The organism is Bordetella genomosp. 7, assembly GCF_002261265.1.
Classification (GTDB): Bacteria; Pseudomonadota; Gammaproteobacteria; order Burkholderiales; family Burkholderiaceae_B; genus Bordetella_A.
On the sequence record NZ_NEVK01000001.1, the window covers coordinates 208820 to 221634 of the forward strand.

The following is a 12815-nucleotide window of genomic DNA, read 5'->3' on the forward strand; positions in this document are numbered from 1 at the left end:
GCGGCCCCATGCGGGGCGGCCGCCGCGGTCAGGCGGGGCGTTCGCCCTTGAGGGTGATGCGATGCATCACCCGCCGGAAACCGTGGTAGTCATTTACCGGGTTGTGCTGCGTACAGCGGTTATCCCAGAACGCGATGGTGTCGGGTGTCCAGGTAAAGCGGCAGGTGAATTCGGGCTTGACCTGGTGGTCGAACAGAAACCGCAGCAGCGGCGCCGATTCTTCGGGGCGCATGCCCTTGATGCCCACCGTATGGGCCACGTTCACATACAGCGCCTTGCGGCCCGTTTCGGGGTGGGTGCGCACCACGGGGTGCTCGGCCACGTAGTCCTTCGGCGCCGCGCCAGGCCCATCGGTGCGCATGCGGTCTTCGCGCGTCTTGGATACGTCGGCCTGGGCTGAACTGTTGATGCCCACCAGCCCGTCAAGCAGCCCGCGCATCGTCTCCGACAGCGCTTCGTAGGCCAGATACTGGTTGGCGAACATGGTGTCGCCGCCGTATGGCGGAATTTCGCGCGAGAGCAGCATCGAACCCATGGGCGGCTCTTGCAGATAGGTGGTGTCCGAATGCCAGATGCCGCCGAAGTTCAGCGTCTCGTGTTCCAGTTTCTTGACTTCGATGATCGTGGGATAGCCTTGCAGCCCACGCACGAAAGGGTATTCGATCGGCTTGCCCATCGCCTGGCCAAAGGCCAGGTATTGCGCGGCAGTGAGCTTCTGGTCTTTGATGAATATGACCTGGTGGTCGAGCAGGGCCCGGCGCACGTCGGCAGCCTGTTCGTCGGTCAGTCCGGCAGCCAGGTCCAGGCCGGACAATTCGGCGCCCAGGGCGCCAGCGATCTTGCGGATTTTCATGTCGATCGGGATTCCACGCAGGCAGACCGTGCCCGCAACGGCTACATGGTATGCCGGCGTGGACCTGGGAACAAATCAAATAATATTAGGGTTTGTTCAGGAAAATTTAATAATGGCGCGGCTAGGCGGCGTCGCCGGAACCCAGCATTTCCACCAGTCGGGCGCCGGCCGGCGATAGCGTGTACCCGCGGATGGTGACCACCGCAATCGTACGGTGCAGGGCGGGCCGCGTGATGCGCACGGCAGTCAGCGTCGTGCCGCGCGGAATGGCGATGCGCGGCAGGATGCCTGCGCCCAGGCCGGCTTCGACCATGGCGATCAGCGTGCTGGCATGCGTGAACTCGTAGCCCAGGTCGGCCTTGATGCCGCTGGCCTGAAGCGCCGCTTCCAGATGGTTGCGAAACATCGAGTTGGGTGCCAGCGTCAGCAGCCGCAGGCGCGTGACTTCGCGCAAGGTGATGGCCTGCCGGCCGTTGTGACGGTAGCCGTGCGGCAGCAGCGCGCAGTATTCGTCGTTGAATAGCGGGTGGAATTCAAGATCGGGACGCTTGTCTTCCACCGGCCCGATGCCGAAATCGACTTCGCGCCGGCGTACGGCTTCGAGCAGGTCGTGGTGGGTGAGTTCGCGTACCCGCACCGCAATGCCGGGATAGTGGCGGGCATAGGCCGTCAGCACGGCGGGCAGCCGCGTGCCCGCCACGGTGGGCACACAGGCAAAGGCCAGGTTGCCTTGCTGCGCATTGGCGGCCTGCTGGATGCGGGCCAGCCCGCTGTCGAGTTCGGCCAGGGCCTTGCGCGCGCTGATCAGCAGCTCTTCGCCTTCGGGCGTGAGTTCGACCCGGCGGGTGGTGCGGTGGAACAGCGCCACGCCCAGCTGGGACTCGAGCTGCTTGACCTGCATGCTGATGGCAGGCAGCGACACGAACGATTGTTCGGCGGCCTTGCGAAAGCTGCCATGCTCGGCAACCGATACAAAGGCTGACAGCAGTTTGAAATTGAACGTCGCGGACATGCGCGCGGCCGCGTGGATGATCAGCCGGCCGCCAGTGCTTTTTCGATGGCGGCGTGGAATTCGGCCTTGTCGTAGTCGCCCAGGTAGCGCTTGATGATGCGCCCCTGCTTGTCGACCAGGAAGGCGCTGGGCGTGAGCTTGACGTCGCCGAAGGCGCGTGCGATTTCACCGCTGACGTCCAGGGCCACCGGGAAGGGCAGCTTGCGCGTTTCGGCGAAATTGAGCACGTAGTTGGGCGGGTCGTAGCTCATGGCCACGGCCACGGTTTCGTAGCCCTTGGGCGCGTACGCGTTGTAGGTGTCGATGTTGTCGGGCATCTGCTTGACGCAGGTGACGCAGCTCGTGGCCCAGAACTTCACCAGCACGACCTTGCCCCGCAGGTCGTGCATGCTGAACTTCCTGCCGTCGATGGTGGTAAAGGCCACATCGGGGGCGGGGGCGGCGGGGCGCCATATGAACCAGGCCCCGATGCCGGCCGCCACCAGGACGGCCAGGGAAAGAATGAGTTTTTTCATTTACTTGATAGGCATGACTTCGACGCCGCCGACCTGACCGCCGGTGCCGGTTTCGATGGGCGCCGCGTGGGACTGCGACGAGCCGCCCGCCGGTTGCGGCGTGCTGGCGCTGGCCGGGCCCGACAGCCGCACGGCTTCTTCGCGGCTGATGATCTGGAACAGCTTGACAACCTTGGCCACGCCGCCGACTTGGGATGCGGCCGTGGCCGCATAGTTGCCTTCGGCTTCGGTGACCATGCCCAGCAGGTAGACGACGCTGCGGTCGGTCGTGACGACGATGGTGGCCGAGGGCACGTACTTGGTGTTGAGCAGCGCGGTCTTGACCTTGGACGTCAGCCACGTGTCGTTGGAGCGGGTGCCGAACGAGGCCGCAGGGCCGACGTTCATCTGGTTGACCACCGACTTGACGTGCTGGATGCCTCGCGCGATTTCGGTGGCCTGCGCCTTGGCGGCCTCGGAAGGGGCGTCGCCGGTGAGCAGCACCAGGCCGTTATACGACACAGCACTGATGCGGGCGGCATCGCCGAGCTTCTGGCTGATCTGGTATTCGGCCTTGAACGCGATGTTCTGGTCTTCGAGCTGCGCGCCCGACGTACGACGATCGGTGATGACCACTGCCGTGGTGGCCGCCGCGCCGCCCACCACCAGCGGCGCGCATGCCGACAGCGACAGGGCGGCGGTGCCGAGCATGGCGGCCAGCAGCAGCGGTCGGGCAACTGTCTTGGCGTCGGGCATCATTCGGTGTCTCCTAGAAGTAGGGCGTCAATACCGTCGCACATGGCATGCAGCATCAGGGCGTGGATTTCCTGGATGCGCATGGTGCGGTCGTTGGGTACACATAAATGGACGTCGTGCGCGGTCAAGAGTTCACTTATTACCCCGCCGCCCTTGCCGGTAAGCGCAATGACCGACATTTCGCGGTCGTGGGCAGCCTGTACGGCGCGCACCACGTTCGCGGAATTGCCGCTGGTGGAAATGGCCACCAGCAGGTCGCCTGGCTGGCCCAGGGCGCCCACCTGGCGTTCGTAGATTTCTTCGAAGCCGTAGTCGTTGCCGACCGCGGTCAGGATGGCGGTGTCGGTGTTCAGGGCGATGCCCGCCAGGGGCAGGCGTTCGCGCTCGAACCGGCCGACCAGTTCGGCGATGAAATGCTGGGCGTCGGCGGCCGAACCGCCGTTGCCGCATGCCAGAATCTTGCCATTGTTGGCCAGGGCGGCGAACAGCATGTCGACCGCGCTGGCCAGCGGGGCCGACAGGGCTTGCATGCTTGCTTCGCAGGCGGCCATGGCATCGCGAAAGTGCGACGTCATGCGAGAGGTCATATCCATGGCCCGCATTATCTCATGGCGGCAGGCGGGCTAAGGGGTGAACGCGGCCGCCAGCCAGCACGCCCTGCCGCCGTCGAAGGCCACGACATCAAAGCGCACCGGGGGTGTGCGGCCACCCCAGTGGCGCAGCGCCAGTGCGGGCAGCAGCAGGGCGGCGCACCGTGCCAGCCGGGCCTGCTTGGCCCGCCCCACGCTGGCGGCCGCCCCGCCGTAGCGGTGGCCGGTGCGGGCGCGCACCTCTACGAACACCAGGGTATCGCCGTCGCGCATGACCAGGTCGATCTCGCCTGCCCGGCAATGCAGGTTGCGCGCCAGCGGCGCCAGGCCGGCGGCCGTCAGCAGGGCAAGCGCCCGGGTTTCATGCGTATGGCCGGCGCGTTGCGTGGGCGACCGGCGGGGCGCTTCGGCGCGCGCCGGCGGACGGGCCGTGCGCCCGGCGGCGGCGCGGCGCCGCTTCAGCAGCCGCTGTTGCGCCTGCCGGGCGCGCGCGTAGGCAATTTCCAGGAAAGGGTCGGACATGGGCGTGATCCGGGCCGATGGGAGGGCTACACTGGCACAATTTGCCGCCTGGCCGCCATCCGACTATGAACCTGAATGTCCCGCCTGCGATCGCCGGCGATGCCTGGAGCCGCATGGCCGAGCGTGTCGCCGGCCAGCACTGGCCCGAGGCCACGCTTTACGTTGTGGCGACTCCCATTGGCAACCTGGGCGATCTGGGGTTGCGTGCGTGGCAGGCGCTGTCGCGGGCCGACGTGATCGCCGCCGAAGACACCCGCGCCAGCCGCAGCCTGCTCGACGCCTGGGGAATTTCCACGCCCCTGATGGCCGCACACCGGCACAACGAGGCTGCCGCCGCGCAGGGCATCTGCGAACGCCTGGCGCAAGGCCAGCGTGTGGCGCTGGTGTCAGACGCGGGCGCGCCCGCCGTCAGCGACCCCGGCGCGCGCGTGGTGCGGGCCGTGCGCGCGGCCGGCTACGCCGTCGTGCCGGTGCCCGGCCCCAGCGCGGTGATCGCCGCGCTGATGGGCAGCGGCGCCACCTCGGACGAAAACCCGGCTTATGCATTTGCGGGCTTCGCCCCGGCCAAGTCCGCTGCGCGCCAGCGTTGGCTGCGCTCGTGGTGCGCGCTGCCGGCCCCGGTGGTGATGTTCGAGTCGCCGCATCGCCTGGGCGCCTGCCTGGCGGACTTGCTCGATGTGTGCGGCCCCGGGCGCCTGCTGACCATCGCCCGCGAACTGACCAAGCGATTCGAGCAAATCGTCACTTTGCCCCTGTCGGAAGCGGCCGGCTGGCTGGCAGCCGACCCGCATCGCGCGCAGGGCGAGTTCGTGCTGATCGTGCACGCCGCAGAAGCCGCCCCGGCCGATTCCGCAAACCCGGAAGATCCGGCCACCGGCGTGCTGCTCGATGCGCTGCTGGAAACCCTGTCGGTGCGCGACGCAGCGCGCGTGGCCGCCAAAGTGACAGGCCAGCCGCGCGACGCCCTGTACGCCGCGGCGCTGGCCAGGAAGGCGCGCGCAGGCTCATGACGCGGGCCGATATCCGGGCCCCGGTGGCCTACCTGGACGCCGATACCCCGCTGGGCGGCCTGCGCCTGGCCGCCAGCGACGCGGCGCTGCAGGGGGCGTGGTTCCTGGACCAGTGGGACCTGCCGCCGCCGTCGGCCGCGTGGCGGCTGGCGCCCGAACATGCCGTGCTGGTGCAGGCCCGCGGGCAACTGGCCGAATGGTTCGCGGGCAAACGGCGCGAATTCCGGGTGCCGCTCGACCCCCGCGGCACGCCGTTCCAGCAGGCCGTGTGGCAGGCGCTGCTGGCCCTGCCGTTCGGCGCAACATGCAGTTATGGCGAACTGGCGCAGGCCATAGGCAAGCCCAAGGCCGTGCGCGCGGCGGCGCAGGCGATCGGCCGCAACCCCATTTCGATCTTCATCCCGTGTCACCGTGTGGTGGGCCGCGACACGTCGCTGACGGGTTTCGGCGGCGGGCTGGCGCGCAAGCACGCGCTGCTGGCGCACGAAGGGCACCGCTATCCCGGGCAGAACGCGCGGGCGCGACGCATTACCGACGGGCAGGCGGAGCTGCCCTGGTAAACGGCCAGGCCGCGCCAGCCCGCGTCAGTGTCAGTAAGTGGCCAGGCTGGGCAGGATGCCGGTGCGATCGGCCACCTGCCGCGCGGCGCCCAGCGCCGTCGCGCGGTCGGTGTACGGGCCGATGCGCACCCGGTACAGGCCGCCTGCCTGCTGCACCCTGGCCGGCGGCGTTTCGGCGGCGGCGTCCAGTTGCGCGTTGACCTGTTGCATCAGGGTCTGCGCATTGGCCGGCTGGCTGAAAGCGCCCACCTGCAGGTAGACGCCGCTGGCCGCGTCCGCGCCCGAGCCTGGCGAGGCCGGCGCCAGCTCGGCGACGACAACTTCCGTGGCGGCCAGAGGGGGGGCGTCAGCCACGGTTTGCGCCGAAGCCGCACTGGCGACGCCCGCGCTGCGTTCCTGCGCCAGCCGGATTTCGCCCGGCAGGATGCGTTCGACCACCACTTCGCCGCTGCCGGGCTCGATGATGCCCAGTTTGTGCGCCGCTGCATACGACAGGTCGATGATGCGGCCGCCGTGGAACGGCCCGCGGTCGTTGATCCGCACCACCACGGTGCGGCCGTTGATGCTGCTGGTGACGCGCGCATAGCTGGGCAGCGGCAGCGTGGGGTGGGCAGCCGTCATGGCGTACATGTCGTAGACCTCGCCGATGGAGGTGCGCCTGCCATGGAATTTCTTGCCGTACCACGAGGCGATGCCGCGTTGCTTATAGGCGTGGTCCTGGTCGGCCACGGGCACGTAGCGTTTTCCGAACACCGAATATGGCCGGTTGGCGCCGCCGGCCAGGGGTTCGAGGCGCGGAATCGCGTCGGGAATGTTGTCCAGGTCGGACGGCGGATGGGCGCCCGGGCCGTCGTCCTGGTAATAGCCGCCGGCCTTGCGGGTGCCGGGCGACGAGCAGCCGGCGATCAGCACCGCCAGGCCAAGCAGCACGGGAGCGAGAATCAGGCGGCTACGGTTCATTGGGGCTCATCCGGCAGTTGCGTGCGATGCCGCACCAGCAGGGGGTCGTGGTCGGAGAAGCGCTTGGCCAGTTGTTCCACCACATATACCGAGCGATGCTGGCCGCCCGTGCAGCCGATGCCCACCGTGAGATAGTTGCGCGTGTCCTGCGTGTATTGCGGAAGCCAGCGCCGCAGGTAATCGGTAATATCGTCGATCATGCGGCCCACGATATCGAAGCTCGCCAGCCATGTGGCGACGGGTTCGTCGCGCCCCGTCAGCGGACGCAACGTCCGGTCGTAATAGGGGTTGGGCAGGCAGCGCACGTCGAACACCAGGTCGGCATCGCTGGGCACGCCGCGCTTGTAGGCAAACGACTCGAAAGTCAGCACCAGCGGCGGCCGGTCGGCCTGCACCAGGTCGCGGATCCAGGCGCGCAACTGGCCGGGGGTCAGGTCGGACGTGTCAATGACGTGCTCTTGTTCGCGCAGCGGAGCCAGCAGGTCGCGTTCGAGCGAAATGCAGTCCAGCAGCGAAGGAGCCTGCCCGCCACGCGACAGGCGGTCGGTCAGCGGATGGCGGCGGCGCGATTCGGAATAGCGCTGCGCCAGCGTGTTGGTGTTGGCGTCCAGGAATATGACGCGCAACGACGTTCCCATGGCGCGCATGGCGGTCAGCACGCCCGGCAATTCGGCCAGCTCGCCGGGCGAGCGCACGTCGATGGCAATGGCGACGCGTTCGAGGCCATCGTCGCGCGCGCCGGCCACGAATTCGCTCAGAAACCTTACCGGCAGGTTATCGATACACGTGTAGCTGGCATCTTCCAGCATGCGCAGCGCGACCGATTTGCCGGACCCGGATATTCCAGTGATAAGGACAACACTTAGCATGGTTTTGATTGTTGCATGAATTTGCCGCAGGGTTGGCCGCCGGTTCGCATCTGATATGGCCTTAAACTGTAAGACTGATCCTATACCCGAGTGCCGCGGCGGCGTAATCTAAGGTTGCCAGCGCGTCTGGCCTGCTTATTTGCCTACCCCTCTGCCTACTTGATGCCAGTATTTTCCCTTTTTTCCCGCACCGGTCGCCTGCGGCGCCAGCTGGCTGTGCTGGCTGCCGCCGTGGCCTTGTCGCATGCTGCCGCCGCGCAGGAAGGCGCGGTGCTGCAGCCCGATACCATGCAGGCGCGAGTGGCCGCCTGTACGGCCTGCCACGGTGAGCAGGGCAAGGCCGGCGCCGACGGCTACTATCCCCGCCTGGCCGGCAAACCCGCGGACTATCTTTACCACCAGTTGCTGAACTTTCGCGACGGGCTGAGGCAGTATCGCCCCATGACTCACCTCCTGGTGGGGCTGCCCGACGACTACTTGCGGGAAATGGCCGCCTATTTCGCCGAACAGCACGTGCCGTACCCCCGGCCGGCGCGGCCGGCGGCCTCGGCCGACATGCTCGAACATGGCCGCACGCTGGCCCTGCAGGGCGACGCGTCGCGCGGGCTGCCCGCCTGCGTGGCCTGTCACGGCGCCGCGCTCAGCGGCCAGGCGCCGGCGATACCCGGTTTGCTGGGGCTGCCGCGCGACTACATCGGCGCGCAGATCGGCAGTTGGCAGAACGGGCTGCGCCGCGCCGCCGAGCCGGACTGCATGGCCGATGTCGCCAGTAAGCTGACGCCCGAGGATATCGGCGCGCTTTCGGCGTGGCTGTCATCGCAGCCTGTCGTCGAGCCCTATGTGCCAGACCCGGCCGGCACGGCGGCCTTGTCCGCCGAATGCGGCAGCCAGAATCAACAGTAGAAGGGCCGGCATGAAACGCATCATCAAGATATCTGTGCTTGCGCTGCTGCTCGCGTGCGTGGCCGCGATTGCGGCCCTGTACTGGATGGGCACGCGCGACGACACCTCGACGGGCCGTCCCGCAGACCCCGCCGAGGCCGGACGCCAGGTCGAGCAGGGGCGGTATCTGGCGCGCCTGGGCAATTGCATGGCGTGCCATACCACGCAAGGCGGCAAAGCCTACGCCGGCGGCACCGCCATCCCCACGCGCTTTGGCACCCTTTATGGGCCTAACATCACGCCGGACCCGCGCACGGGCATCGGCCAATGGAGCGCCGACGATTTCTGGCAGGCCCTGCACAATGGCAAATCGAAGGACGGCAGCCTGTTGTACCCCGCCTTTCCGTACACGGAGTACACGCGCATGTCGCGCGCGGACTCGGACGCGCTGTACGCATACCTGCGCACGGTCGAGCCGGTGGAGCAGCCCAGCCGCGCCCATGAGCTGGATTTTCCGTACAACCAGCGCGGGCTGCTGGCCTTCTGGCGGGCCTTGTATTTCAGCCCCGGCGTGCTCGAGCCCGATCCGGGCGAGCCGGTGCCCTGGAACCGGGGGCGCTACCTGGTCGAAGGGCTGGGGCATTGCGCCGCCTGCCACGCGCCCCGCAACAGCCTGGGCGCCACGCGCGCGCAAGACGGTCTGTCGGGCGGCTTTATCGACGGCCTGGACTGGTATGCGCCGCCGCTGGACAACGCCCCGGGCACCGGGCTGGGCCACTGGAACGCGCAGGACATCGCCCAGTTGCTGCAAACCGGCATGGCCAGGCAATCCACGGCCAGCGGGCCGATGGCCGAAGTCGTGCTGGGCAGCTCCCAGTTTCTTACCGACGAAGACGCTCTGGCCATCGGGACGTATCTGAAGTCCCTGCCGGCGCCGGCCATTGCGGCGCCGGCCCAGGCGCGCGCCGCCGCTCCGGCGTTGCTGGAACATGGCGGCCGCCTGTACCAGCAGCATTGCGCGGCCTGCCACCAGGACCAGGGGCAGGGCATCGGCACGGCGTGGCCGGCGCTGGCCGGCAACCCCACCGTGACGGCGCCGCTGGCGGTCAATGCGATACGCATGGTGCTCAATGGCGGCTACGCCCCTGCCACGGCGGCCAATCCGCGTCCGCACGGCATGCCGCCGTTCGGGCCGATGCTGAGCGACTCCGATATCGCGGCCGTGGTGTCGTATATCCGGTCCAGCTGGGGTAACCAGGCCGGCGCCGTGACCGCCTTCGACGTCAGGCGCGTGCGCGACGCATCTACGCGCAATTAGCCGGATGCGCCGGCGCGTGGGGCGGCGCCGCGGCGCCGCCCGGCCAGCGCGCCCAGTTCGCGCATGGCGTCTTCCATGCGGTCGTCCCAGGGGTGGCCGTAGTTCAGGCGCAACGCATGGGCAAATTGCCCGCCGGCCGAGAAAATCGGCCCCGGCGCGACGCTGATGCCGCGCGCCAGGGCGCGGCGGTGCAGGTCCAGCGCGTCGGCGGGCGCCGGCATTTCCAGCCACACGAAAAAACCGCCCTGGGGGCGCGTGACACGGGTGCCGGGCGGAAAGTAGCGCGCCACTGCGTCCAGCATGCGTTCTTGCTGCGCGGCCAGGGTGGCGCGCAGCCGGCGCAAGTGGCGGTCGTAGCCGCCCCGTTCCAGGTATCCCGCCAGCGACCCTTGCGCCGGCACCGAGGCCGACAGCGTGGTGGCCAGCTTCAGGCGCTGCACGGCCCGCGCGTAGCGGCCCGCCACCGCCCAGCCGATGCGAAACCCCGGCGCAAGGCATTTGGAGAACGACGCACAATGCAGCACCAGGCCGTCGGTGTCGTAGGCTTTGGCCGGCAGGGGCCGGGAATCGCCGAAATACAGTTCGCCATAGACGTCGTCTTCAATCAGCGGGATCTGGTGGCGCCGCAGCAGCGCCACCAGGTCGCGCTTGCCGGTTTGCGACATCAGGCTGCCCAACGGGTTCTGGAACTGGGTCATCAGCCAGCACGCCTTGGGAGAATGCCGCCGGATGGCGGCTTCCAGGGCTTGCAGGTCAATACCCTGGCGCGGGTGGGTGGGCACTTCCACAGCCTTCAGCCCGCGCTGTTCGAGCGCCTGGAGCGCGCCGTAGAACGTGGGCGACTCTACGATCACTGCATCGCCCGGCCGGGTGGTGACGTGCAGGCACAGGTTCAGCGCCTCGAGGGCGCCGGTGGTGATGACCACGTCGTCGGGCGTAACCGGCACGCCCGCCGCCCGGTAGCGCAGGGCGATCTGCCTGCGCAGGCGCGGGTAGCCGGGTGACAGGCTTTCGACGGTGTCGTGCGGGTCCAGGTGGCGCAGGTAGCCGGCCATGGCCTGCCCCAGCTGCTCCAGCGGGAACAGCGATGCCGACGGAAAGGCCGAGCCCAGCGGCACGACTTTGCGGTCGCGCACGGATCCCAGAATATCGAAAATGCGTTCGCTGATGGCCAGCGGCCTGGAATCGCCGCGCGGTTGCGACGTATCGGGCTCGGGCGGCAGGCTGGCCGGCAGGGCCCGCACGTAATAGCCCGAACGCGGCCGCGCCTGCACCAGGCCGCGCGCCTCGAGCAGGTAATAGGCCTGGAAGACGGTAGAAGGGCTGACGCCGCGCGTGGCGCAGGTGTCGCGCACGGAGGGCAGCTTGTCGCCTGCCTGCAGCAGGCCTTCGCGTATGGCGCGCGCGATATCGTCGGCCAGCGCCTGGTAGCGGGTGACAGCCATGGGCCGGTGGCGTGGCCTATTTGCTGCTTTGCAAGATCGCCATGGCCTGGCGTTCCATGAATTCGCCCAGCGTATCGATGCCGCGCAGTTTCAGGATGGTGTTGCGCACCGCGGCTTCGACCAGCACGGCCAGGTTGCGGCCGGCGGCCACCTGCAGCATGACTTTGCGCACGGGCATGCCCAGCATGTCCTGGGTGATGTCTTGCAGGGGCAGGCGTTCGAACTTGTCTTGCGCGGTAGAGCGCACCAGGTGCACGATGAGCTTGAGCCGCATTTTGCGCCGCACGGACGTTTCGCCGAAGATGGTGCGGATGTCGAGCAGGCCCAGGCCACGCACTTCAAGCATATTCTGCAGGAGCGGGGGGCAGTGGCCTTCGATCATGCCGGGGGCGATACGCGAGAATTCGACCGCGTCGTCGGCTACCAGGCCGTGGCCGCGCGAAATCAGTTCGAGCGCAAGTTCGCTCTTGCCCAGGCCCGATTCGCCGGTGATCAGCACGCCCACGCCCAGCACGTCCATGAAGACGCCGTGCACCGTGGTGGTGGGCGCGAGCTTCTTGCCCAGGTAGATGCGCAGCAGGTCGATGAGTTGCGCGGCCGCCACGGGCGTGGACAGCAGCGGCACCTGGTGCTGGTCGCATTGGTCGATGAGATCCTGCGGCGGCGTCAGGCCGTCGGCCAGCAGGATGGCCGGCACGCCGCCGATCAGCAGTTCGTCCATGTGGTGCGTTCGGCGGCGCAGGTCGAAGCGGCTGTAGTAGGCCAGTTCTTCCTGGCCGAACACCTGTATGCGCGAGGGGTGAATGAGGTTCAGGTGGCCGATCAGGTCGGCGGCCGACATGCCGTCGTCGCGGATGGCGCGCTCTGCGGCGCCTTGTCCGGCGATCCAGGTGAAGGGGATGTTGTCGGCGTTGTCGTCGACCAGTTCCTGCACAGTCAGCATGGCAGCGCCTCGGCGATCGGCGGGGTCAGCGTTGCCCCGTGGTGAGCATCCGGTGAACTTCGGCCGGGTCGGTTTCGGTGCCCAGGGCTTCGCGCAGCGCCTTGTTGGACATCAACTGGGCCAGTTCGGCCAGGATATCCAGGTGCTGCTGGGTAGCGGTTTCGGGCACCAGCAGGCACATCAGCATGGTAACCGGCTGGCCATCGGGGGCGTCGAACGGCACCGGCTGCGCCAGGCGGAAGAACGCGGCCATGGGTTCGGACAACCCCTTGACGCGCCCGTGCGGCACCGCCACGCCCTGGCCCAGGGCCGTGGAGCCCAGGCGTTCGCGTGCAAACAGGCTGTCGAACACGACAGTCCGGGCCAGCCCGTGATGGTTTTCGAAGAGCAGCCCGGCCTGCTCGAATGCGCGTTTCTTGCTGGTGGCGGGCAAGTCGAGAACGACGTTGCCGGCGGGAAGGATGCGCGACAAATGATTCATGCGGTTCATTATAGGGTGTTATGCGGCAGTGCAAAATCCGCCGCGGCCGCTACCTGGTACGAACCGGCAAGCATAGTCGCATCGGCAAGGCATTGGGAAGGGGGGACTTGCCGATGCCCC

At 68.0% G+C, this 12815-nt stretch carries 15 protein-coding genes; 4 read left to right on the forward strand and 11 right to left on the reverse strand.

All coding sequences use genetic code 11. From position 1 onward, the window contains the following. Positions 1-28 precede the first annotated feature (28 nt). The 6 genes from CAL19_RS00985 to CAL19_RS01010 form a co-directional block, all read right to left on the reverse strand. Entirely contained in the window at positions 29-853 is an 825-nt protein-coding gene (locus CAL19_RS00985; protein WP_094795773.1) for a TauD/TfdA dioxygenase family protein, read from the reverse strand. A gap of 121 nt (positions 854-974) precedes the next feature. Further along, the gene (locus CAL19_RS00990; protein ID WP_094795774.1) at positions 975-1865 is read right to left on the reverse strand and encodes a LysR family transcriptional regulator; all 891 of its coding nucleotides are present in this window, start codon (positions 1863-1865) and stop codon (positions 975-977) included. Between the two features lie 20 nt (positions 1866-1885). Further along, positions 1886-2380 carry a peroxiredoxin family protein gene (locus CAL19_RS00995; protein ID WP_026640807.1) on the reverse strand — a complete coding sequence of 165 codons (495 nt, stop codon included), beginning with the start codon at positions 2378-2380 and terminating at the stop codon, positions 1886-1888. Beyond that, complete coding sequence (locus CAL19_RS01000) at positions 2381-3118, reverse strand: BON domain-containing protein (RefSeq protein ID WP_026640806.1); 738 nt, start codon at positions 3116-3118, stop codon at positions 2381-2383. After that, positions 3115-3708, reverse strand: a complete 594-nt coding sequence (locus CAL19_RS01005) for a phosphoheptose isomerase (protein WP_038852559.1) — start codon at positions 3706-3708, stop codon at positions 3115-3117. Before CAL19_RS01005 ends, CAL19_RS01000 begins: the two co-directional genes overlap by 4 nt. Positions 3709-3738: 30 nt before the next feature. Then, on the reverse strand, positions 3739-4227 hold the full coding sequence (locus tag CAL19_RS01010) for a YraN family protein (protein ID WP_026640804.1): 489 nt from the start codon (positions 4225-4227) through the stop codon (positions 3739-3741). Positions 4228-4292: 65 nt separating this feature from the next. Here CAL19_RS01010 and rsmI point away from each other — a divergent pair, with 65 nt between their 5' ends. Both rsmI and CAL19_RS01020 read left to right on the forward strand, forming a co-directional pair. Continuing rightward, positions 4293-5237 (forward strand): 16S rRNA (cytidine(1402)-2'-O)-methyltransferase, encoded by a 945-nt coding sequence (gene rsmI, locus CAL19_RS01015; RefSeq protein WP_026640803.1) that lies wholly within the window; start codon positions 4293-4295, stop codon positions 5235-5237. Continuing rightward, a complete protein-coding gene (locus CAL19_RS01020; protein WP_026640802.1) occupies positions 5234-5797 on the forward strand; it encodes a methylated-DNA--[protein]-cysteine S-methyltransferase in 564 nt (187 codons plus the stop codon). The genes rsmI and CAL19_RS01020 overlap by 4 nt, the downstream gene beginning before the upstream one ends. A gap of 30 nt (positions 5798-5827) precedes the next feature. On the opposite strand, the gene CAL19_RS01025 is transcribed toward CAL19_RS01020, so the two are convergent. Then, positions 5828-6757, reverse strand: a complete 930-nt coding sequence (locus CAL19_RS01025) for a septal ring lytic transglycosylase RlpA family protein (protein WP_026640801.1) — start codon at positions 6755-6757, stop codon at positions 5828-5830. Next, positions 6754-7626 (reverse strand): RNase adapter RapZ, encoded by an 873-nt coding sequence (gene rapZ, locus CAL19_RS01030; protein ID WP_026640800.1) that lies wholly within the window; start codon positions 7624-7626, stop codon positions 6754-6756. Before rapZ ends, CAL19_RS01025 begins: the two co-directional genes overlap by 4 nt. Before the next feature lie 162 nt (positions 7627-7788). On the opposite strand from rapZ, the gene CAL19_RS01035 reads away from it, so the two are divergent. Continuing rightward, positions 7789-8529, forward strand: coding sequence for a c-type cytochrome (locus CAL19_RS01035; RefSeq protein ID WP_094795775.1), 741 nt, complete (start codon positions 7789-7791; stop codon positions 8527-8529). Positions 8530-8539: 10 nt separating this feature from the next. Further along, positions 8540-9826: a cytochrome c gene (locus CAL19_RS01040; protein ID WP_026640798.1), complete on the forward strand. Its 1287-nt coding sequence runs from the start codon at positions 8540-8542 to the stop codon at positions 9824-9826. On the opposite strand, the gene CAL19_RS01045 is transcribed toward CAL19_RS01040, so the two are convergent. From CAL19_RS01045 to CAL19_RS01055, 3 genes are read right to left on the reverse strand one after another with little or no spacing between them, the layout of a single operon-like run. Beyond that, positions 9823-11271, reverse strand: a complete 1449-nt coding sequence (locus tag CAL19_RS01045; protein WP_094795776.1) for a PLP-dependent aminotransferase family protein — start codon at positions 11269-11271, stop codon at positions 9823-9825. The genes CAL19_RS01040 and CAL19_RS01045 overlap by 4 nt on opposite strands. A 16-nt stretch (positions 11272-11287) precedes the next feature. After that, positions 11288-12214, reverse strand: coding sequence for an HPr(Ser) kinase/phosphatase (gene hprK, locus CAL19_RS01050; protein ID WP_026640796.1), 927 nt, complete (start codon positions 12212-12214; stop codon positions 11288-11290). 25 nt (positions 12215-12239) lie between these two features. Beyond that, positions 12240-12695 carry a PTS sugar transporter subunit IIA gene (locus tag CAL19_RS01055; protein WP_026640795.1) on the reverse strand — a complete coding sequence of 152 codons (456 nt, stop codon included), beginning with the start codon at positions 12693-12695 and terminating at the stop codon, positions 12240-12242. Between the last annotated feature and the right edge of the window lie 120 nt (positions 12696-12815).